Genomic DNA, 22,936 nt, shown 5'->3' on the forward strand with positions numbered 1-22,936 from the left:
TATTGATGCTCATTTCAGTTGTACAAAGTCTTGTAGTTACCGAACATAAAAACTATGGAAACCGAACAACAGCAACGTGAATCCACCATCAATTCTTCCTTGTCGCCAGGTACGCTAGCACTTGAAGGTACTGATACTGTAAACTTGCCAAAGTTACCGCCAGCACGCGAACCTGAATCTCAATGGCAGCAAATTAGCAGACAAATTTCTCAATTTTTAGAGCAACTGCCCCAATACTTAAGTAACTTTTTTCAAGACTACAAGCAGCCTCTAATAACCGTTGCTTTAATTTTGGCGGCGATTGTTACAACTAGGCTAGTACTAGCTGGACTAGCTGCAATCAATGATATTCCACTACTATCACCACTTTTTGAGTTAGTTGGAATTAGTTATACCAGTTGGTTTATTTTCCGTTATCTATTGAAGGCTTCAACTCGGCAAGAATTAGCCGATGAAATTCAATCACTGAAAAACCAATTTGTGGGTGAGTAAATTTACTAACCATTAAATTAGGTTTTATACAGGTAAATAGAATTTGCAGCTAGACATACTCAAGTCCGCCTCTGCGGACTTGAGTATAACTTTGTATGGTTGTAGTTTATAATAACCCTTTTATAGCCGTAGTCACATAGGTTAGGACATTTGAAAAGAGTGAAAGCTAGGAATAGTAATAGTTTTATCTCCTGCCTTCTGCCTCCTGCCTCCTGCCTCCTGCCTCCTGCCTCCTGCTATATTATTAAATCAACTTCAACCAAAACCCTTGTTCTACCCAATAAATGTAAATTCACAGTATTTAATCGGATTCTGTCTTAGTCTTTTGGATACATCAAAAGATAGAGAACATCAGATTATATTTAAATTTAAGTCACTTCTCAAGATAGTAGCTCGGAGATAGAAAACAGCATAATGTGGTTTTTGAAGTTATTTAATAGATTCTTTAATGAGGACATAAATTATGGCTAATGAAGCAGTTAATAGAGATACAGATTCATCTGATAGAGCGGAAGTAAGTAATTACGATCGCGGCATTATCCCCGCGGAAATCGCCGCTCGAATCGAAAGAGAAGGAGATAACTTCAAAACAACTCCCACGGAAGAAGGGGAAGCAGAAGCACCTACTGACGATCAAACCGATTCAGAAAGTATACGTACCACCGACGGCTATACCATAGACAATGAAGGTTTGTCTAATAACTATGCAATTGAACCGGAAATGTATTACGAAGAACCGGGTGATGCACGCCAACAAGCGGCAGAACAAAGGGAACAACGTATAGAAGAACTTGGAGAAGTTAACCAGGACGAGGAAGGCAAGTTGACAGATAAGGGCGACAGCCGGGGTAGAGGCCCAGGAATAATTTAATTTAACATATTTCCTTTTGCTGGGTGCAATTACACGTAAAAAGGCTAAATAAGTGGTTTTTAGAGACGCAATAATTGCGTCTCTAATTTTATGGGTGAATAGTAGTGCGATTAAACGGACTTCTTCGAGAATGCTGGATACGGTGCTAGTAGTCTGCCAACCCAAAGATGCGCTTTTTCGGGCTGGGGAAAGGGGAAAGGGAAAAGGGTAAGGGATTTAAAACCTTTCCCCCTGCCCCTTATCCCCAAAGGGGGCCCCACCTTCCCCCTTACCCTTTAAAGAGCCAAGTCACGAAAGCGAACTACTAGTGGCAATATCTGGTAGTCAGCGTAATCAATCTTGATCAGTGGAAAGCTGTCGATTATTTTTTGCAAATGCCCCGGTGACTCCGCTTCAAAGAGAACGGCTGCGCCGCGGTTTTTTGTATCTAGCGCCTACATTTTACGCAGACTTCTCTCTGCGTAAAATGTAGGCGCTTGTGCCTGCTCTTCGAGTTCCCGTTCCTGGAAGTCAGAGGGCATTCCGTCAGTCTCAAATTTCTGTTTAGGCGTGAAGATAACAAGATATTGCATAGGACACTTCTGTTTAGCTTGCTTGGTTGTGAAAACTTCATTCAGAAATTGGCACAGTGCCTGTGTTGTGGAAAGCGGTAATCTGCCAGGTGTCCTGCTTGCAGGTTGTTACGGCTGTCCAGACACCTGTATTTTCTATTCGATGTACTTCATCAGGATTCTTCTGTCCAGTAGTTTCCCAAGTGGTATGTGCGACTGCCACATCCGAGGTGAGGAATTTAATTTGGGTGTCAGTAATAGTCATCTGATTATCGCTTAAGAACGACGCCAGCGCCTGCACGTGTGCTTGTTTCGTCTCGGTTCGCCCTTTAAACCAACGACCCATGACATCCACGAAATCGATATCCTCGGCAAACAACGTCGCCAAGTGCTCCGCATCTTTAGCGTTCCACGCCTCGGCAAACGTTGTCATCATTGCTTTGATTACCGCTTCATCCTTTGCACTGGTTTCTGTTATAGACATAATGATTGTTCTGACTAATGATTTGTATTGAAGAACTACCGCTTAGGAGCGCAGCACCTTGAGGGCCGCCTGGGGAAATAGCCTTGTAATACCAATTTGAAAAAAGAATGCGACAGATACACATCTCCAAAACCTTATCCTGTCTAAATTCTTGATTTTGAATTTTGAATTTTGAATTGGTATAACACCAGCGAACTCTACCCAAATCGTCGCCATCGGCTTTAGTGAAAGAGCATTACGAAGGGTTGTGTTGCCTCAACTCTTTAATTTCCATCTGTTTGTCCATGACTGTCCTGGATACTCAACGAACACGCTGCTGACCCCAAAAAGAGAGCGTGTCCGAAGGAAGAGTCCTTAGCTATTTGCGATAGTAACGGCTTGATGGAGGTATTCGTTATTGTTAAGCTGGGCAAGCATGAAGTCAGCCAGGTCGGCACGTGTAATTTTATGGGCTTTCTCGCCCGTTTCGGTATCGAAGACTCGAACGTTTCCCTTGGCAGGGTCGTCGTTGAGGATGGCTGGGCGAAGAATCACCCAGTCCAGACCGCTCGATTCAACAGCGGACTCCATTGCTGCTTTATCCTTGTTTGCGCCGCGCAAAAAGGTCGAAACAAGTAAGCGCTCATACAGGGTGGCATTTGCCTCACTCTCCCCTTCGCCAATCATGGAAGTTACCACCAGACGGCGCACGCCGTTTCGCTGCATGGCAGCGATGATTGTGTTGGCGGCACTTGATTCTAGCGTAGTTTCCTTGTAAGGCGTTTTGCCGCCAATTGTATCAACAACAGCGTCTTGACCGACTACTGCTGCGTCGATCGCAACACTGTCGGTGGCATCACCTTCAATAACACGAACGTCTGAGACATCGTATTCCTCAGCTTTGTGAACGAATGCTGTGACCTGATGTCCAGCAGCCACAGCTTGTTCAACTACAGTTCTACCGGTCTTGCCAGCGGCTCCTATGACTAATACTTTCATGTTTTAACGCTCCTATGTAACATTTAGTGGGTTTTCCGATTAGAGAAATGCGGCTTTGATTAAAACTGTCTCCCTTTTTTTGACATCACTAGTATGATTTATCAATTCATGCAGATAAAGATAGTTTTTATGGATTGATTGTTTATAATGCTGGACAATAAGTTTTGATAATCTCAACGCAGCGAGTGCAAGGTATGGATGACGTGAACGCTGTTTTAATATTTCTCAAAGTCGCACAACTAGGAGGATTTATTGCAGCAGCACGATCGCTGGACTTGCCCAAATCTACTGTCAGTCTGAAGGTGAATGAGCTAGAGCAACGGCTAGGAGTCCGATTATTTCATCGCACCACGCGGCGGGTTTCTTTAACTGAAGAAGGACGGCTGTATTACGAAAACTGTTTACCTATTATCAATGCGTTACATGACGGTGATGATGCGATCGCTAGCTTACAGGGGCATCCGCAAGGTCTTATGCGAGTGACAGCCACCGTGTTGTTTGTGCAGTCTATTCTCGCACCTAATTTGCCGGAGTTTCTGCTTACCTACCCCGATATTCAAGTGATTCTCCATGCAACGACTGAATACAAAGATATTGTCAAAGATGGGTACGATCTAGCGATTCGGATTGGGGAATTGCACGATTCATCCCTGATCGTGCGGCGGATTAGCACAGATCGCATGAAACTCTTTGCCAGCAAGACCTATCTCAAAACTGCTGGCGAACCAAGAGCGATCGCTGATTTGACCAGTCATACGCTGCTTTGTATGGCTCATAGTCAGAACGATGTCACCTGGACATTGCACAATCAACAGCAGGAAACAGTAACGCTCTCCTTTCGTCCCCGACTACTCAGCAATCACGTTGCCCCGATTTATCAAGCAATCGTTGCTGGAGTAGGAATTGGGCTGATGCCGGAATTTCTATTTCAGCAGGAGTTACAGAGTGGGAATGTAGTAAACGTCTTGTCTCAATGGTCACTGGCTCCAGTCCCAATTAATGCACTTTATCCTAGCCGAAAATATATTCCGATGAAAGTCAAGGTCTTTGTAGAGTTCCTTGAGCAAAAGATGCGATCGCGTGACTTCCAGAAAATAAACTGATACTGTTGGCAAACTTAATAATTCACCCAAAAGTGTGAGAATTGCAAAGTAATGAAACTAATACCAAATTAAATAATTAGTGGCTCAAGTTCCCGATTATGCCATTGCCGCTGATACCATTCGGCAACCAAAGGACGAACAATAAACTTGGGTTGTGCATCGCCTTTAACGTCAATACGTAAACCTGAATAAGGTCGTCGCTTCTGAAAACCTTGACCGTTGCGACCGATGAACAGATGCGATCGCGCCACTAATTTATTCTCCTCCATCAAATCTGCTCCTTCAATCCGTTGGCGTCGCAAACTAAACCCGCTACCGCCACAAACAATCCAGTGGATATGAGAATCAGCGTGTCCTGTATCCATTGTCTCTATGTGTTCCAAGCAGTGCGCATGACCGTTTAATACCAAATCGACCAAAGGACGCCCCTGAGTCAAAGAACCGATTTCTTTCGCTACCGCATCCAGCACACCACGCAGGCGATCGCGAACGATTAGAGTTTGTGCTTGTAGCCACTTTGTCGCCTCAGTTACATAAGGAGGATGATGAAAATAAATCACCCTTCCCCGAACTTCACTATTATTCCAAGATTCAATTAATCTTTGTTTGAGCCATTCCAGTTGTTCGATATCCGTCAGTGTTGTTTTATTCGTGGCTAGTTGCTTATCGATATCAACAATAAGTTCTTCAATTTGTGATAGCTTGGCGTGAAAGTCGTCTAATTGATCAGCTTCATTGGGATTTTCAGGACGGAGCTTGGATGAATTTTCAATGATTTCTAGCTTTTCTTGCTCGAAATCTTCACGGCGTTTTTCTAAGAGTTTGCGATCGGCATCACCTTGTTTTGTTTTCGGTAGCGGTGGTGGATCGTTAAATGTATTAGAATCCAAGGCAAAGAAATCAATACCGCCATAGCGAAAAGTGTAATAGCGATTAGGAAGACGGGTAAATTGTCCAGGTTGATAGGAAAGACAACGACCTGTGTCTGTCTTGGCTGTGTAGTACCGATCTAAATGACTAGCTAACTCTCCTGGAAGCTGAAATGCCTTCAGGTAATCGAGAAATGCTTTTGCGTAAGCATCACCGCATCCTGACCCATGCAAGCCCACATCAAGGTCTAACCGCGATCGCAACAGGTGACGAATGGGTAATGTTGTTAGGGATGCCAAGCTCAATAAAATTGGCAAGTTATAGTAATCGTGATTTCCCGGCACTGGTAAAATGGGCAGCTTAAAAACCATTTGGTCATAAGCAATCTGTTTGCGATGCTCCTCTGTGCCCAAAATAAACTCTCGGTAAGGCTGGATGAAATTTTGGTGGTAATATTCACTCGATCCCACTAAATAAACCACATCTCCGGTATGCAGCATAAATCGGGATTCATTGTGATGGGGCAGCATAAGTTCGGCCACTTGTCGCTGGGGATTGTGTCCCCGATGCGCGCCGGAACCACTATCACCGACAACTAAAAATGAGAACTCAGAATTGTCTGTTTGACCATCTTCCAACACCAGCCGAGTTTGGTCAATATCCCGTTCTACAATCAACGGATCTTGCCACCGTACCCGTTGATTCATTTTCCGAATTTTGTCAGCGATCGCTGGATCAGATACAAGTTTCAATGCAACCTACTCCTGAATCTTTAATTGAAGGAAGCAAGGGAGCATGAGAGCAGGGGAAATTGCAGTAAATTTTTCCCCTCTGTCTCATGCTCAATGCCCAATGCTCCATGCCCCCTGCCCTTATTCTCCTGCTTTATCTTTCATCTCAATAATCAGATTAGGAAGCCCCTCTAGTTTTTCGGTAGGCTCAACTTCTTCTATTAATGGCACGAAAATTCTTAAGCCTGCTGGTACACACTTAATTTCTACAGGTGTTGTGCCTACTATTTCACCATCTATAACAACTTTTTGTGATGGCTCTGTCGTAATTTTAAATTGTTTGGCTCGCAAAAAGCCAATATCATCTCGTTCTACAGCGTTACCTGTAGAAGCCGTTTGAAAGAGATGAAATGTAGCAGCGATCGCTCCTGCTTTGTTAGTTGGAGCGACAATTGTTAAATCTAGTAAGCCATCATCATAAATCAGACCTGCTGGGCCTTGAGCCAAAACTGAAGTGGGAGGCGCGGCATTTGCTACCGTTACTGCACTGGCACTAGTTTTAATTATCCTATCTTCAGTTTCAATTTCCACATCAAAGCTTTTTAAATTTCTTAATTGCTGGATTCCTGCCAAAACGTAGGCCATCATTCCAAAGCGATTCTTGGCATTTCGGTCTGCTAATTCTACAGTTTCAGCTTCAAAGCCAATACCTGCCAAGAGTACCATTGGTCGATCGTTGCAATAAGCCACATCTACATGGGTGGTTGCTCCCTGCAAAATTGTGTTACACGCACCTGCGATCGTGTCAGGAATTCCTAAGGCTGTGGCAAAAGCATTTGCTGTTCCTCTGGAAATGATGCCAAATGGGATATCAGTTCCCACTATAGCCGCCGCCGCTATTGAGAGAGTACCATCCCCCCCAGAAGCAATGATTGCCTCTACTCCTCGCTCTAACGCTTGGTATGCCAGTTGGTCAGCATCAATTTCTTCAGTTGTAAAATAAATATCTAGATCGATATCTGGCTCTAATATTGCCCGAATTTCTGCTAGCTCTGTATCTGGGTCGCCCTGACCCGCAATAGGATTAAAGATGAGACACGCGGAACGATTCATAAAATATAAAGGCTAAACTAAGATTGCTAAAATACCAAATTCTTTTTAGCATTCTTATGAAATTTAGACTTCCTTCTGACGGCTGGTTTACCTTTTCGTCACAAGTTTAGAAGTATTCTGCGTTGGAACATACTGATGCTGAGACGTATCATGGTATTTTTTGTCTCTACTTAAAGAAAAATTTTACCATGCGTCAATTATTACTATTTTTGGCAAGTATGATAACTTTCAGCAGTTTACATGCCCTCACCATTCCCATAGCAGCTACAGTGCCTAATTTACGTCAGATACTTGTAACTCAAAAACTTACCTGCAATAATTCTCAAACTCAAATAGCAATTAATGAATGCACGAAGTTATCTTATCACAATATAAATAAAAGATTGAATCAAGTTCAACAATTACTAGCTACATTATAAAGCTCTAGGAAACAAAAATTGATTGCTGCACAGCTAGCATGGAGAGAGTTTCGAGATACAAATTATGAGTTTAAGAAACGCAGATATGAAAAAGTAAGTATCACTTCTACCATTTGTTTGGTTGGTTGTAAAATTTCACAAAACTACGTATCTAATAATTACAGGAACATCTCAAATCCGACTTTTAATTTGATAAAAATTCTTAATTATTTTTGATGTATATTTACTTCTATAATTTAGTTTATAACAATGAAGTCGAGTGGTGGTAGTAAGCTTTGAATGCCTCACCAATATTTTGCGCTCATTTGCTACATTTGATTTATCAAGTTGCCCTTCATCAAACAGGGATTATTGATTGCCGATCAGTGCGATCGCATCCGCATATATGAATCTTGATAAATTGAGTTAATGAACAATACCTTTGCCAAAAAAAGAGGATGAAAAATAGGGCCGATGTAGTAGAGTTATTGTCTTGGACAACGACAACTCAAAAGCTACAAGCAGCCCATATTCCACAACAAGGGCACTATTACATCTAATTCATCAAATTGTGAGTTAGCCTTTTGAAACAGCACTCTTATACGTTAAGGCTGAAACTAAGATAGAGTAAGCTTTTCAGCAAGTGCTTTCTACCATAAAATTGGTGAGATAACTATGTTGTGGTGCTAGTTTTGATTTAGTTTGAACCAAAAATCGTCGTTTCAGGCACTTAAAAATTTCTTAGCGTACAAAAACCCCAGATTGGTGCGATGAAGTCTATATTAGCTTTTCAGCCAACACTCTAAAAATTACAGGTTTTAATCTAGATAAAGTTTCACTCTAACTTGAACCCTTACTTGTTGCTATAGCTAGAGCTTCATTTGTTTTAGCAATAACTTGAGTTATTGCTTGCACAGAACCAGCATCCGCTACGGCGCTAGCTCGAGCCTCACCCAGAAACGTTACTGCTAGAGATAGCGCCTTAGCCACTTGAGAGTTATCTCCCTTCTGAGCTGAACTTTCAGCTTTAGCTAGAGATTGTACGGCTTCTTGAAGCTTCGGTAAGACAATATCTCTATACTCTGATGGGACGTTTACTGGTATGGTCTTTGCCACCGTTTGAGATTTAACGACTACTGTATTTAATGTCTTCACCGCAACGCCAACGGCAAAACCTAACGATATATTCTGTTGAGCGATCGCGAACTCGCCCTTACCCAGTCCATTCCCATGACTTAAGTCTTTGTTGTTAGATGACAATGATAATGCCTGACTTGAGGAAATTACCAGCAAGCTGATCGCTAGAAGAGGTACTTTACTAAAGCAATTGTTTTTCATCCTGCTCATCTCCTGATTTAAAAAACTAGAGGATGGGTTCATCCTCGCTGAACTCAAGGGTTCCGAGCGCCAATGGAAACCCTCCTGTCAAGAGAACGCTTTCTAGTACAGCACGGCATAAATAAACCACTCATTCAAAATAAATGAAACGCTTATGTTGTATTCATTTTAAATTTTGCGTCAAGTCTGAGCAAACAAAACCCCTGCTCAAAACTTTCCAAGATGAATGCAAGAATTTTAAATTCTGCCTTGCAGTACTAGGTTGAATTGTGCTGACAAAAGTTGCTCTTCAATTCAACTGTCTCTTCATCTTCAACTAGGTCATTCATCAACTCAACTTTATCCAATTTCACAAGATAAGTTTGCATCGCCTAAAATTTTTATGAAACTTAGGTTTTGAATTTTTCGATTTCATCAAAACTAGTCATGTAAGAAAAATTTTTGCTACAAAGCTAGAACTTTTGTCCGATTTCAAGGCTTACATTCTTGGATTTGGATAAAGTCGAGATTAGAGGATGTTTTAAAAGTTGATTTTTATCTATCTTGGCAATTATAAATTGCATCTCACTTGCTTCTCCTGTCAGAGACACTACGCTAACAAGTGGGGAAACTTGCTCAACGCAGTTGCTTGGTTACACAAAACAAAACCTGCCGAAGGTTAGCAAATCCTTGATTTTGCATACTATCCACAGAGGTGGACGAGAGCTTGTGTAGTAGCGAATTATATTCGCCAATGATTTTTAAAACATCCTCTTAGTTTTATGAGGCAGAGCTCAGAGCAACAGCAGCCGCAGAGCCTACAGCTGTTTTTGCACTGGCTAGTGATTTAGCAAGAGCTGGTTTGCCAGGACCACTAATAGCCTCTGAATTCGCTATAGCCAGCGCATCACCAAGGGTTGTTTCTGCTTTAGCTAGCGAAAGAGCAGTTGCCTTTATGTCACTTGTAGCAGTTGAATCAGAAGTAGCAACAGCACTCCCTATCAATGTTGTGGCTTTAGCAATAGACTCAGCTAAAGCTTGTTTCTTAGGTCCAGCAATAGCTGCTGAACCAGCAGCAGCTTGAGCCGGACCCAATGCAGATTCCGCAAGGGCTATCGATTTTGCGAACGCTATATTATCTTTTAGAGATGGTAGGGTAGCAGTAAGCAGCTCGGAGTTACCCAAACGTGTTGCATGGTTTATTACTTTTACATTAGATGTACTTGCAAATGTCGAACTAGAAAAAGTAAGCAGAGATCCGAGAGTTAAAGCGGCAACTTTTTTGAAATGTGCGTTAATCATGTTTTTAGCTCTTGAGGGTTGAACTTGAGTCTATGTAAAACTACTTGCGCTATCGACTCCACTAGTTTTTTGAACAAAATTGGAGTTTTATCCCAATTAACAGCAGTTATTTGCTTTCAATAGGCAGTGCGCTAGCATGATAGTACCATCTTTTCATCAGCAAATATGCATAAAAAAATTAAATTAATCTAATGTAATACAGCATAATTCCGGAGTCACAATTACTTTCTTAAAAAGAAAAACAGGCTTTTTACCTAGCTTTTACACACAAACTGTATATCTTGCTACATTTGTATTAATGTATAAAATTGATAAGCAAGTCTGCGTATAAATTTTTGTTAGGATAAGACAGAAGGCAAGAGGCAAAAGGGAAGAGGGTTTTAGCCTAGTACATCTTTCTTCACATAGTTTGATTTGATTGTGCCAACTTACTTAACGTGGCTCCCCAACGCAGTAATTTGGCTACACCAGACAAAACCTGCCGACCCTGGTCAGCAAACCCTTGATTTTGAATGCTTTCTACGCAGGTGGACGAGAGTTTGTGTAGTAGTGAATTATATTCGCCAATGATTTTTAAAACATCCTTTTACTTTTATTGAGGAAAGCTCTCAGCAACAGCAGTCGCAGCGCCCACATAGGCAAAACTCGGCTTTAGCAATAGACTCAGCGAAAGCGCTTTTTTGCGATTCAACAAAACAGTTCTCAGCAGCAGCGTTTGCCAATACAGTTTCCGCAAGGGCTATCACCTTTGCGAACTCTAGGTTATCCTTTGGAGCAGTTACTTGGGCAACAAGGATTTCAGAGTTACCCAAGCGTGTTGCATGGTTTAGACAAGACATTAACCTGATAGTGCCATCCTTTCAACGGTTACTACGAATGATTAATTTTCAATGGTTACTTGCCAAGTGTTTAATGTAGTGCCAAGTAATAAGTCAAGGTTAGTCAAAGTATTGAGATAGTTTATAGTTGCATCAAGTTCAGCATTTCTTGCTTCTACTAAAGCAGTTTGCTGTTGAATAATCTGGAATATTCCTGAACCCCTGCCCAATTTCTGTTTTTGTTGCTCGACATCAAGTTGTTTTTCAGATAATTCTGTAGCTTGTTGAGCAAGTTTTGCTTGAGAAAAACTCAGATTAACATCTCTAATTATGTCTGCTAATTGAATTTCTAAAGTTGACCGTGAATCCTCTAAAGAGATTTGTGCTTTGCGTAATTCAATGCGCGATCGCTCCGGTCTTTGTTCTCGACTTAAATCACCAAATGACCGGCTTAAACTTATTCCGGTTCTCACATCAGTTGGTATATTAGTAGTATTATTTAAACTAACATTAAAGTTTAAATCCCAGCGTTTATCATTGTCTGCCAGCAACACTTCAATTTTACTTATTTCCAGGTTTAGCTGTGATTGCAAATAAATGGGTTGATTTTTTAATGCTATTTCCTTCAGGTTGTTAAATTCTAGAATCGTCGGTTTTATCGTCGGAAGTTCAGCCGCAAATATCTTGGTATTTTGATCAATATCAAGAATTTGCAAAAGAGCTAACTTTCTCCCCTCAAGCTGATTCTGAGCGGCTAATACACTTACTTCCTGATTAGCTACAGATGCCTGATTTTGGATAATGGCGATCGGTGCTTCTCTACCTGCGTTGATTAAAGCTTGCGTGATTTGTAATGAATCTTCAGCATTTTTTAGTGCTAGTTGCTGAATTTTTAGTCTTTCCTGTGCCTGAAGTAACTCACGGTATGCCAGGATAGCATTTGTAATCGTTTCACTTAATATAGATTTTAAAGCAAGAATATTGTTTTGTTCATTTAGTCGAGCAGCTTTAATATCGGCTTTGTTGATTTGAGTCCCGGCTCCCCTTAATAAAGGTTGGCTAAAACCTAGATTTAAACTCTGTAGGAAGCTATTATCATTAAGATTTGAAAATTGATTATTGCTTGCCCATCCAAAACTAACCTCTCCACCTGTAGGAATTTTTACAAAAATTTGTGTATCTAGATCGACTCCTGGATTACCTGATGTGATTCCATTATTACCAAGTTGATCCACCGTAAATGACAAACTTGGTGTGAAGTAAGGTGCGAATTTATTTTCTGCAACCTGCAAGTCTTTTCTTTGAGTAATTCTATCGAGATAGGCATTTTTAATTGTCCTGTTATTCGTTAAAACCAGGATAACAACATCTGCAAGTTTCATTTTAATTTCTTGCGGATTTGATGGCTGATTAATAGGTAAATTTGAGTGAGGATTAGTTTCATTAATTATTTGACTTTCTATTTGATTTTGTGGTGCTGACTGCTGTTGAGCTAGCTTGAAAGAACTTTTCTGAGCTAATAGTGAAACTGGATCTGGAAAAGCTGTCGTTATTTGTGGTTGGCTGTGGGGATTCAAAATCAGAGGTTGAGAATTGGTAAGTGGTAGTAAAGACGTTTTTGGTGAAGGTGTTTTAGATGACTCCCTTTGGTTGTTTGAGGAGTCAGCAAGGGCAAATAAATTAAATGGTATAACTTCTTCAGCAAAAGGGATAGCCTTTCTTTCAAAAGTTTTAGGTTGCTGATGGCTAATATTCTTTTCAAGAATAGGCGGCACTGTTAATTGTTGCTGAAGTTGAATTTGATTATTTTTTGTTTCAATTTGGTTATATTTGACAATTAATTGTGTCCGAACAGCAGGAATAAACACTACTGCAACGCCTAAAGTTGTAGTAATAACACCTACCCAATTAAGACTGCAAAACAAAATAGAAATAAAAGACCAACGGTTTGAGGATTTGGAATTTTCTTGAGGATGCCGATGCATATTAATACCATTTCGGATTGCTAATTAATCATTGTGAATTGCTTTCCTTGTCTTTTTGCTCATTATCTACGCCTCACGTAATGCTTTAACTGGATCGAGTTGACTAGCGCGTAAAGCGGGGAGAAAACAAGCACCTACGCCTACTACCAAAGCCGCACTCAATGATAATGCAGCTGTTTCGCTCTCAAATTGGTAAGGCAACTCAAACGTATTAACAACCATCAATGTCAAACTATATACTGTGATGATAGCGGCAATTCCTCCCACCAGGCTTAAAATTGCTGCTTCCAAAATAAATTGCGACAAAATATTAATTTTAGTTGCACCAAGCGCTCGTCTTAAACCAATTTCTGAAGTCCGCTCAATGATGGCGGCTATGGTAATATTGGCAATACCCACACCGCCAATTAGTAGTGCGATTACTCCTACAACAGTTAGTGCCTGCGTTGCCAAATCCAAAGTTTCTTTTTGTTTAAAGATTGCCTCCACATTGCTTGTAGTGTAGACTTCTCCACCTGGAAAGCGTTGCTTTAATATTTTTTCTGCTTGCTCTTTGATGTTTTTCATGTCTTCGAGGTTTCGCGGACGTATTGCGATTGAGTTAATACTTTGCTTGCCCGTCATAGCGCTGTAAGTTGATATAGGCATCAGTAAAGTACCTGTAGGTTTCTCGCCATTCATCTGTGATTTGCTCTCCATGACTCCCACAACTAAACAGGGTCTTGCTGTAGTAAAAATCAGTTTACCTATAGGATTTTGACCTTGAAAAAGTTGCTGTGATAAAAATTCATCAATCACCGCTACGGATCGGTAGTTAGTAAAATCAGCAGTTGAGAAGGCACGACCTGCTTTGAGTTTTCGGCCTGAAGTTAGCAAGTAATCTTTGGTAACAGCCTGCATATTAGGCTGGGCTTCTCGACCGTAAAATGAAACTTGTTGAGAAGGAACATAACTAGAAGCACTAACTCCTTGCAAACTTTTAAGTCGTTGGCGCAAGAATTCCATGTCTTCTAAATTTGGCTCTCTAATTTGTTCTCCCGCCACGAAAACAAAGATTTGAGGTGCTTCTGTTTCTGACAACTGCTTGGCAATCGTCGCCCGACTAATGCTACCCACCTGTAGCGTTGCATTCACCGCCGCCACACCCATGAACACGCCGAGGGTGGTGAGGAAAGAACGCAGTAGATTACTACGTAGTGAGTTACTGGTGAGTCTGATCAGGTCTAGGGGAGAAAGGCTCATAAGCAGAACGGAAAGATGAGGGAGATAAGATAAAAAGATGGGGAGATCCTGATCTCAAGCCGTCTTTTTTTTTCCAACCTCAAAGGAAACCTCTAAGCCCCCATGATTGGGGACTCGTGAAATTTTTGTAACTGGCATTCCTGGTTGAAGTTCAATTTCAGGTGGGGGAAGGATGATTTTTTCACCTAGCTTTAAGCCGGATTTTATTTCTACCTTGGTTGGTCCTTCTAGTCCAAGAGTGACTTTCCGCTTTTGAACCAAGCCTTGGTTGTCCAGTACCCAAACAAAAGGCTCTGGTTCAGAGCGTTGAATTGCTTCTATGTTTACAGCTACTACCTTTTGCCGTTGCTGTACGATAATTTCAACACTGACTTGGCTACCAGGGATTAAAGTACCACTAGGTTTGTCTAACTTGATAGTGGCAGGAACTTTAGCTGAACCTAATAAACTTAATCCGCTCCCAGAACCAATCGCCTGGGGATATAAGCTGGTGACTCGCCCGCTAAATTCTTGAGCATTGGGACCAAGAACTTTGATTTGCACTGGTTGGTTGACTTTGACTTTGGTAGCATCTATAGTCACTAGCTCTAGTTTCACAATTTCTTGCGTCGGATCGCCTAAGGTGAGTAACGTTTCACCAGATTTTACACCGTCTCCATCCTGGATTTTTAAGTCAAGGATTTTACCAGCGAAGGGTGCGGTGAGTATATTTTTTTGTAGTTCCTTCTGAAGATTTTGTCTCTCTATTTGTAGGCGTCGGAGTTCCTCACTTTCAGTGTTGAGTGTTGAGAGAGTTTCTCGCAACTGTGAGTGTGCATCCACAACCTTCTGTTGCTCTTCTGTTTGGTGCTTCAACTCCAAATTCAGACGCTGGAGTTTAAGCGTTTCACTAGTGATTGTTAATTCAGCCTGTTTGACAGTAGATTTTGTTTCACGGACTTTTTCTTGTTGCTGTTCGAGTTCATTGCTCGAAATAAAGCCTTTTGCTGCCAAAACTTCCACATCCTGAAGTTCCTTGATAGCCGCAACTTGTTTTTCTTTGGCATCAACAACTTGATCGCGGCTACGTGTTAAGTTTAGCTCCTGTTCTTGGATTTCTAACTGTTTTTGTGTCATAGGCTCCCGCAGCTCCTTTTGCTCTGTGGCAAGCTTGTTCTGCGCTTCCACAACTTTCTCTCGACTGCGTACTACGATGAGTTGCTGTTTGCGAATTCTTAAATCTGAGTCAGTAAGATTTTTTTGTCCTTCTGGGTTGCGGAAAATCACTAATTGCTGACTAGACTTAACACGATCGCCTAGTTTTATTAACACCCTTTCTATCGTCACTTCTCCAGGAGACTTCAGAGCTTTTTGATTTCCCAATTCTAAGGTGCCACTCTCATTAATTGTAATTTTTACGTCATCAGAGTCTACGCTGATTGTAGGCATTGCTACGGGTTGAGTTGATTTATTGAAACTTTTGATATACATAAACCAACTACCAATACCTACCAAAGTTAGAATTGCAGACCAAACTAACCATTTAACTCCGGTTTGAAATTTCTTTTTACTTTTACCGGGAAAATACATTATGAGTTATGAGTTTGAGCGCAAGCATATAATCCGCTTTCTTGTCAATAATCTTTTGGGTAATGTCGATCTGTATTAAGAACGTCGCCGTTGGGGTTCTAAACAGAGTAATAACAATAACATTGCCCAAGTTGCTCTAACACCAGAACTGAAGAACCAATAATAATACATCTTATGTGAATTAAAAATGCCCAAGCTATAGCAAGGGTTTCAGGCTGTAGTTTAGCTAAGATATTTAGCCATGTTGACGTATTTACGCCTTTCCAGACTCCAACTCACATAAGCCGTATAATTGTTATCTTTGCAAAAGTATACCACAACACTATTGGTGCTTTCTTTATATGCTGATAGCGATCGCTCTTTACCAGCTAATCAAGGGCGATCGCTAGTGCTACCAACCTCAATCCCCACGAGGTGATGGGCTATTTAAGCACACATATTTTAGTGCAATAAACAAACGTCCCCAACTTTCTGCTTATTATGGCGATTGAATGCAAGCGATCGCAATTTAGCTTCTTAACCTACGCATCTGTTCCAGTTTTAGCGTTTTGATAGGCGTGAAATTGGATAATTTATTTTTTGGAGTTTCCTTAATATTCGTACTCAAGAGTCTAGTTTTCTTGCTTTTTTCATACCCCACACACCACTAAAAAACAAGTGTTTTTTAATACATATTTTTTGATAGGTTTTAAACTCACCCCGGCATGAACTTTTCTTTTCCTTAGACCCTACCTCCTACACCCCTACTTACGTCAAGTATTATCAGTAGCATAAAACACTTTAAATTGAAGATGGGAGGTTACGTATCTAACGTCCCATACAGGATTCAAAGTTTTGCACTTTATAAAATCCACCTTCCCTAGTATGATTTGAGATTTCTAAAACAAGCTTTTGGTAAAGAATTGTAATTCAAAATCCCAAATCCAAAACCCAAAATTCGTATGAGTCACTGACTACGGTAGTCTAGATGAAAGTGAATTTTATCGCCTGCGATATTATATTGTTTTATGACTTCAGTTGTTTCTAGTCCCCCACGCACTATTCGGATTGGTTCGCGCAAAAGCCAACTTGCTCTGGTTCAAACCTACTGGGTACAAGAGCAACTCCAGAAAAGTTTCCCTGATATCACTTTTGAAGTCCACACCATGTCTACCCAAGGCGATAAAATCTTGGATGTAGCATTAGCTAAGATTGGCGATAAAGGACTTTTTACTAAAGAACTTGAAGTTGGAATGCTCAATCAAGAGATTGACTTTGCCGTACATTCTCTCAAGGATCTGCCGACTCACTTACCAGAAGGGTTAACGTTAGCAGCAATCACTGAACGAGAAAACCCAGCAGATGCATTAGTGGTGCATGAAAAGCACAAAGATAAACAAATCGATACGTTGCCAGAAGGTGCGGTAATTGGCACATCTTCGCTGCGGCGGTTAGCACAGTTACGCCATCACTTCCCCCACTTTGCCTTTAAAGATGTGCGGGGAAACTTAATTACACGGTTGGCAAAACTGGATGCAGGTGAATACGATGCTTTGATTTTGGCAGCAGCAGGGTTAGAAAGATTGGGAATGAGCGATCGCACTCATCAAATTATCTCCAAAGAAATCTCCCTTCACGCCGTTGGACAAGGTGCTTTAGGGATAGAATGCCGTGCTGATGATAATGAAGTGCTATCTCTACTCAAAGCGATCGAACATCCCGAAACACGCGATCGCTGTCTCGCCGAACGATCTTTTCTCCGCTCTTTAGAGGGTGGATGTCAAGTACCTATCGGTGTAAATACAGAAATATCTGGTGAGAATTTGACCTTAACCGGGATAGTTGCCAGTGTAGATGGTCAAAAGTTCGTCAAAGATACCGTTACCGGGATTGCCAATAACGCCGAAGCACTAGGCATAGAACTAGCAGAACTGTTGCGAAAACAGGGAGCGCAAGAAATTTTATCAGAAATTTTTGCGGTGATTCAACGAGGTTCCTAAGCAATTGGGCAAGCTGATGTGATTAGATAATAATTGATCGCCGTTGCACTAAAGATGTGCCAGACGCGACAAGTCGTGTTGGTCGGGATCAAAAAGTTAATTTGACAATATAGACTCAGGGAAGCAAAAATTACCATGCGGATTCTATTTGTTGCAGCAGAGGCAGCACCAGTTGCGAAAGTAGGAGGAATGGGTGATGTTGTCGGGGCATTACCCAAAGTCCTGAGAGAAATGGGGCATGATGTGCGGATATTCTTGCCTTACTACGGCTTCCTGCCAGACAAAATGGAAATTCCCCAAGAACCCATTTGGTGGGGAGATGCCATGTTTCAGCACTTTGCAGTATACGAAAGTGTTCTGCCTGGTACTGATGTTCCCTTGTACTTATTTGGACATCCGGCCTTTATGCCGCGCCGCATCTATTCTGGAGACGATGAAGATTGGCGGTTCACATTGTTTGCTAATGGTGCAGCTGAGTTTGCCTGGAATTACTGGAAGCCAGAAATTATCCATTGCCACGATTGGCATACCGGGATGATTCCGGTGTGGATGCACCAAGATCCTGATATCAGCACAGTGTTTACCATCCATAATCTGGCTTATCAAGGGCCGTGGCGTTGGTATTTAGAGAAAATTACTTGGTGTCCCTGGTACATGCAAGGACACAACACAATGGCGGCGGCGGTACAATTTGCCAATCAGGTAAATACAGTTTCGCCCACCTACGCCGAGCAAATCAAGACACCTACTTACGGTGAAACATTAGAAGGTTTGCTATCTTTTATTAGCGGTAAATTATCTGGGATTATTAACGGTATTGATACCGAAGTTTATAACCCAGAGAATGACAAATACATTGAGCAAACGTTCACTGCTGATACTTTAAATAAACGCAAGGCCAACAAAATTGCTTTGCAAGAAGAATTAGGGTTAGAAGTCAACTCCAAAGCCTTTTTTATTGGAATTGTTACCCGATTAGTGGAACAAAAAGGCATTGATTTGATATTGCAAATCCTCGATCGCTTCCTATCTTATACAGATGCACAGTTTGTACTGTTGGGTACAGGCGATCGCTACTATGAAACTCAGATGTGGCAATTAGCATCCCGCTTTCCGGGACGTATGGCAACTTACTTGCTGTATAACGATGCTTTGTCTCGCCGGATCTACGCTGGGACTGATGCCTTCTTGATGCCCAGTCGTTTTGAACCATGCGGTATTAGCCAAATGATGGCTTTGCGCTATGGTTCTGTGCCGATTGTCCGCCGTACAGGTGGACTAGTTGACACTGTAAGCCATCACGACCCTGAAAATGCTGCTGGTACTGGTTATTGCTTTGACCGCTATGAACCGTTAGACCTTTTCACCTCTATGATCCGCGCTTGGGAAGGCTTCCATTTCAAACCGCAATGGCTAGAACTACAAAAACGGGGCATGAGTCAAAACTTTAGTTGGTATCAATCTGCCAAGCAGTATGTGAAATTGTACAGGTCAATTTACGGTTTGCCAGAAGAAGAAGAGAAGACACCAGAACCAGAGTTAGTTTTAAACGAGGCAGTCACCAGTAGTAAGTCCTAAACCACTAGTAGAAGCGTACAGATGTGCGTTTCTACTTTTAACTTTGAATAACTCAAGTTGCTAGTTATGGATTCGGGCGATACCTTCTCTACGAGACGTTACGCGTAGCTAGCTTCCCCGCAGGGGTACACTAACGCAAAACTTTTCGATGTACTGAAATTGAAATCTGGTTTATTATTGTCCTTCATGAACCTGCAATCTGCTGTAAAGAGGCGTTATTGTGCTTAGTGAACGCGAGAAGATGTTGGCGGGAGAGTTGTATGACAAGCTTGACCCTGAACTAGTCCGCGCTCGCGACCGGGCGCGGGACTTGTGTCAAGACCTCAATGCCATGCGCTTTTCCCAACAGGAGGAGCGTCAGCGCATCCTCCAAGAACTGTTGGGCGCAGGAGGCGAGGACGTGTGGATACAGTCACCATTCTTCTGCGACTACGGGTTCAATATACTGCTTGGGAAGAAGTGCTTCTTCAACTTCAACTGCGTTGTGCTTGATGTCTGTCAGGTCAAAATCGGAGATTACACACTGTTCGGCCCAGGAGTGCAGATTTATACTGCCACCCACCCGCTAAACGCAAAGCTGCGCCGCCAGCAAGAGTTCGGCAAGTCAGTCGAGATCGGCTCTGATGTGTGGGTTGGCGGTGCGGCTGTGATTTGTCCTGGTGTGACAATTGGTTCGGGGTGCGTCATCGGTGCGGGCAGCGTAGTCACCCACGACATTCCCGCCAGGGTATTAGCAGCTGGCAACCCCTGCCGTATTATCCGGGAACTAACGGATATGTAGGCTTAATATAACTCCTAACTATTGAGTAGTCGTCGCTTTCGCCCTAATTAACCAGTCAGGATCATGAGCGCAAATTTCTTGACCGGATGAGTCTTTTAAGCGGTCTAGTGCTAATAAACAAGCGTATTTCAAATCCCAAATCGGCGTATTGAGGCAACTTTTGAGTTCAGGAATTGCTCGTGAATCACCCAATTTACCAAGAGCGATCGCACACGCAGCACGAGATTTCTGAAACTGAGGTTCGCGGTTGTATAGGTTTTCTACTAATAAATCATAGGCGGGAGCATATTTGAGCCACCCGAAAAGTTTCATCACATGATAATGAGCGCCATAATCGTTATATGCCTTGTCCGAATAAGTTGCTAAAAGCGCTGCTGGTGCTTCTTGTGCATAAATATCCAATAAAGTTTTTGTCGCTAAATAGCAGCGTCCAAAATCAGTTTCGTAAAGTTCGTTAATCACAAAATCTAGAACAGGGGTAGCATCATACTCATGTACTAGATCGAGGTCGTTGGGATGATCGTAGAGTACTTGCTCTAAGTAAGGTTGAATTTCTGTAAAGGTAATTTCACCACTAGGGACACCTACATCTAAAAGCATCCGCAATGCTCGTAATCGGAACACCAAAGATACAGGACAATGGGCAATTTCTGGGATGGCTTTGTAGTAGCGGGAATCAATCAAGTCTTGAATACAACCACGCCGTGCATTGACGCTAGAACTTTGCAGCAGTGCCATCACCTCAGTAATTTGGGAATAGTCACCTGTAAACCGACAAACTGTAGCGATCGCAGCACTACGGGTAGGTTCATCGTTATTTTGAGTAAATTTATTTACACGTTCTAAGGACGGTTGATAGTCAGCGTTAGCTAAAGTGTGAATAATGACTCGATAGATTTGACCTGGTTTATCTAGCAATTGCGCCACTTCTTCGAGAATTTCTGGATCTTTAGTCCCGATTTCTCCGATTGCCCACACGGTATTTTCAACAGTATAAATATCATTATCTTTAAGGCACTGTCGAATTACAGGTAAAGCTGATTGTGCCTGCAATCGCCCTAAACTTTCCACAGCTTTGCGTCGGACAATCCGGTGGTCTAACTCATCAGGGTTGCTGGTTTCAATCGCCCGCACCAAAGCCGCGATCGATTGCTCAGTTGGAAAGTTAATTAAATGGGAAACAGCAATATACTTATCAGAAGCGTCTTCGAGTTGTTCTAATGGTGTATCGATAATTGCGATCGCTTCTTCTTCTGTTAGCCCAAACATTTTAAAAAAACGTTTATCCATTGATCTGTAAATTGCTCTTGGATAATTGCTCAGATGTCACGTTTACTATCGTACTAGGGACTGGGTACTGGGAAATAGCGATAAATTATGTTGGGGATTCATTAGAAGTACTTTTGAAGATTTCATCAAAAAGCTTTACCAGTGGTAACGCAATCTGAGAAGATCGAAACATATACATTTGCCAACTATTAGTTAGTTGCCTCTGTTTCACGAGTAACCAAATACAAACATTCTGGGGAATATTAACTACACATCATTCAAATAAATATGCATTTAGGAAACAAAACTTATGGATGAAACTTCAGAATTCACAACAACCGATAACGTAACCCCTCAAGATGTCGCAGAAGTTATTGCAGAACTTGAGCAGTATCGGGAACGTCTAGTCCAAGAAACTATGGAAACAGCAAAACGGGCTAAGTTGATGAAAGTAAATGTGATGGCAAAATTGGAGCCTGAGCTTGCCAAGATAGATTCTGCCCTCCAGGATCTCCGTAATCAGCAAGCTGCCCTGAGCCTCAGCAATTAGTAATCTATCTTGATAATTTAACTACAAGTGATATGCTCAACTCCAAAACTCAATCCGGGGAGGATTCGTTAAATCTGTCTCAGGCGCAAACTGATGCTTTATTTGCAGCGGTGAGTGAGCAATTAAGCTTAAACACCTTCAACCCTGATGACCAAGACCTACTCAAGCAGATGATTGAGAGTATGGGAGACTCACGGGGAATGGTTAGGTTGAGTTTTGCAGAGGCATTGGGGAAAATCGGTAAACCAGCGGCCCCTTTATTGATGGAAGCGGTGGCAAATCACCCAAACCCAGTTGTACGGCGAGCTAGCACCAAAACCCTGACACTGATCGCTGACCCGATCGCAATTCCAACCTTGGTCAAGGCTCTGTTAAATGATGAAGATACGGTGGTTAAAGCCTCGACAGTGGGAGCGCTGGCCAAGATAGGTAAGCCTGCTGTGCCAGCATTACTAAAAATCTTAGCATCAAACGAGTATCCCGAAAGTGCCAAAGGATATGCAGTATGGGCATTAGGATTTATTGGAGCAGAGGCAAAGGAATATTTATATCAAGAGATTAACTCCGACTCAGCTGAGGTTCGCGCTGCTGTGGTGGGAGCGATCGCTAAAATAGCTGAAGAAGGTACTGAAGAAGGAGCATTTAACATTTTAGTTAATGCCCTCACCGATCCATCTGAAATTGTGCGCTGTGAAGCTGCTGCTGCATTGGGCAGCCTGACCTATCGACCAGCAATTCCTAACCTTGTTGAGTTACTGCATCATGCCGATTGGGAAACTCGAAAAGCGGCGGCTTTGGCATTGATGAAAATTGGCGATGACGCTGCTTTAGAACCCCTGCAAGCTGCATTGACTCAAGAAAAAGAAGCGGGGGTTCAAGCAGTATTCAAGTTGGCAATTTCTCAAATTGAAAGACAGTTAGAGGAAGATGCTTGGGAATAGGACGATGGACATTT

The 22,936-nt window shown here is 42.0% G+C and carries 19 protein-coding genes; 8 read left to right on the forward strand and 11 right to left on the reverse strand.

Features of this window, described 5'->3' with window-relative positions; all coding sequences use genetic code 11:
• Positions 1-54 precede the first annotated feature (54 nt).
• Together V7K79_RS13430 and V7K79_RS13435 are read left to right on the forward strand one after the other, a co-directional pair.
• Entirely contained in the window at positions 55-492 is a 438-nt protein-coding gene (locus V7K79_RS13430; protein WP_335048333.1) for a CAAD domain-containing protein, read from the forward strand.
• Positions 493-955: 463 nt separating this feature from the next.
• Positions 956-1,363 (forward strand): hypothetical protein, encoded by a 408-nt coding sequence (locus tag V7K79_RS13435; protein ID WP_335048335.1) that lies wholly within the window; start codon positions 956-958, stop codon positions 1,361-1,363.
• A gap of 434 nt (positions 1,364-1,797) precedes the next feature.
• Here V7K79_RS13435 and V7K79_RS13440 read toward each other — a convergent pair whose 3' ends face one another.
• From V7K79_RS13440 to V7K79_RS13450, 3 genes are all read right to left on the reverse strand, one after another.
• Positions 1,798-1,935, reverse strand: a complete 138-nt coding sequence (locus tag V7K79_RS13440; protein WP_335048336.1) for a hypothetical protein — start codon at positions 1,933-1,935, stop codon at positions 1,798-1,800.
• 37 nt (positions 1,936-1,972) lie between these two features.
• Positions 1,973-2,398, reverse strand: coding sequence for a YybH family protein (locus tag V7K79_RS13445; RefSeq protein WP_335048337.1), 426 nt, complete (start codon positions 2,396-2,398; stop codon positions 1,973-1,975).
• 354 nt (positions 2,399-2,752) lie between these two features.
• Positions 2,753-3,376 (reverse strand): NAD(P)-dependent oxidoreductase, encoded by a 624-nt coding sequence (locus tag V7K79_RS13450; protein WP_335048339.1) that lies wholly within the window; start codon positions 3,374-3,376, stop codon positions 2,753-2,755.
• Positions 3,377-3,570: 194 nt separating this feature from the next.
• Between V7K79_RS13450 and V7K79_RS13455 the strand changes: the two genes are divergently transcribed.
• Complete coding sequence (locus V7K79_RS13455) at positions 3,571-4,479, forward strand: LysR family transcriptional regulator (protein ID WP_335048341.1); 909 nt, start codon at positions 3,571-3,573, stop codon at positions 4,477-4,479.
• A 68-nt stretch (positions 4,480-4,547) separates the two neighbouring features.
• On the opposite strand, the gene V7K79_RS13460 is transcribed toward V7K79_RS13455, so the two are convergent.
• The 7 genes from V7K79_RS13460 to V7K79_RS13490 all read right to left on the reverse strand — a co-directional run bounded on the left by V7K79_RS13460 (position 4,548) and on the right by V7K79_RS13490 (position 15,824).
• The gene (locus V7K79_RS13460) at positions 4,548-6,101 is read right to left on the reverse strand and encodes a metallophosphoesterase family protein (protein ID WP_335048343.1); all 1,554 of its coding nucleotides are present in this window, start codon (positions 6,099-6,101) and stop codon (positions 4,548-4,550) included.
• A 120-nt stretch (positions 6,102-6,221) separates the two neighbouring features.
• Complete coding sequence (locus tag V7K79_RS13465; RefSeq protein ID WP_335048345.1) at positions 6,222-7,193, reverse strand: YegS/Rv2252/BmrU family lipid kinase; 972 nt, start codon at positions 7,191-7,193, stop codon at positions 6,222-6,224.
• Positions 7,194-8,431: 1,238 nt separating this feature from the next.
• Positions 8,432-8,929 (reverse strand): hypothetical protein, encoded by a 498-nt coding sequence (locus V7K79_RS13470; protein WP_335048347.1) that lies wholly within the window; start codon positions 8,927-8,929, stop codon positions 8,432-8,434.
• 759 nt (positions 8,930-9,688) lie between these two features.
• Positions 9,689-10,210, reverse strand: a complete 522-nt coding sequence (locus tag V7K79_RS13475) for a hypothetical protein (protein ID WP_335048349.1) — start codon at positions 10,208-10,210, stop codon at positions 9,689-9,691.
• A gap of 880 nt (positions 10,211-11,090) precedes the next feature.
• On the reverse strand, positions 11,091-13,013 hold the full coding sequence (locus tag V7K79_RS13480; RefSeq protein ID WP_335048351.1) for a TolC family protein: 1,923 nt from the start codon (positions 13,011-13,013) through the stop codon (positions 11,091-11,093).
• A gap of 66 nt (positions 13,014-13,079) precedes the next feature.
• Entirely contained in the window at positions 13,080-14,255 is a 1,176-nt protein-coding gene (locus V7K79_RS13485) for an ABC transporter permease (protein ID WP_335048353.1), read from the reverse strand.
• A gap of 54 nt (positions 14,256-14,309) precedes the next feature.
• Complete coding sequence (locus V7K79_RS13490) at positions 14,310-15,824, reverse strand: efflux RND transporter periplasmic adaptor subunit (protein WP_335048355.1); 1,515 nt, start codon at positions 15,822-15,824, stop codon at positions 14,310-14,312.
• A 1,007-nt stretch (positions 15,825-16,831) separates the two neighbouring features.
• Between V7K79_RS13490 and hemC the strand changes: the two genes are divergently transcribed.
• From hemC to V7K79_RS13505, 3 genes are all read left to right on the forward strand, one after another.
• Positions 16,832-17,803 carry a hydroxymethylbilane synthase gene (gene hemC / locus V7K79_RS13495; protein WP_335048357.1) on the forward strand — a complete coding sequence of 324 codons (972 nt, stop codon included), beginning with the start codon at positions 16,832-16,834 and terminating at the stop codon, positions 17,801-17,803.
• A 135-nt stretch (positions 17,804-17,938) separates the two neighbouring features.
• Entirely contained in the window at positions 17,939-19,381 is a 1,443-nt protein-coding gene (glgA, locus tag V7K79_RS13500; RefSeq protein WP_335048358.1) for a glycogen synthase GlgA, read from the forward strand.
• Between the two features lie 220 nt (positions 19,382-19,601).
• Positions 19,602-20,162, forward strand: a complete 561-nt coding sequence (locus V7K79_RS13505) for a sugar O-acetyltransferase (RefSeq protein WP_335048360.1) — start codon at positions 19,602-19,604, stop codon at positions 20,160-20,162.
• An 18-nt stretch (positions 20,163-20,180) separates the two neighbouring features.
• Here V7K79_RS13505 and V7K79_RS13510 read toward each other — a convergent pair whose 3' ends face one another.
• A complete protein-coding gene (locus V7K79_RS13510; RefSeq protein WP_335048362.1) occupies positions 20,181-21,452 on the reverse strand; it encodes a HEAT repeat domain-containing protein in 1,272 nt (423 codons plus the stop codon).
• A 289-nt stretch (positions 21,453-21,741) separates the two neighbouring features.
• Between V7K79_RS13510 and V7K79_RS13515 the strand changes: the two genes are divergently transcribed.
• Positions 21,742-21,981: a hypothetical protein gene (locus V7K79_RS13515; protein ID WP_335048364.1), complete on the forward strand. Its 240-nt coding sequence runs from the start codon at positions 21,742-21,744 to the stop codon at positions 21,979-21,981.
• Between the two features lie 32 nt (positions 21,982-22,013).
• Positions 22,014-22,922: a HEAT repeat domain-containing protein gene (locus V7K79_RS13520; protein WP_335048366.1), complete on the forward strand. Its 909-nt coding sequence runs from the start codon at positions 22,014-22,016 to the stop codon at positions 22,920-22,922.
• Positions 22,923-22,936: the final 14 nt, after the last annotated feature.

Origin of the sequence: Nostoc sp., assembly GCF_036917575.1 — a bacterium.
Lineage (GTDB): Bacteria > Cyanobacteriota > Cyanobacteriia > Cyanobacteriales > Nostocaceae > Nostoc.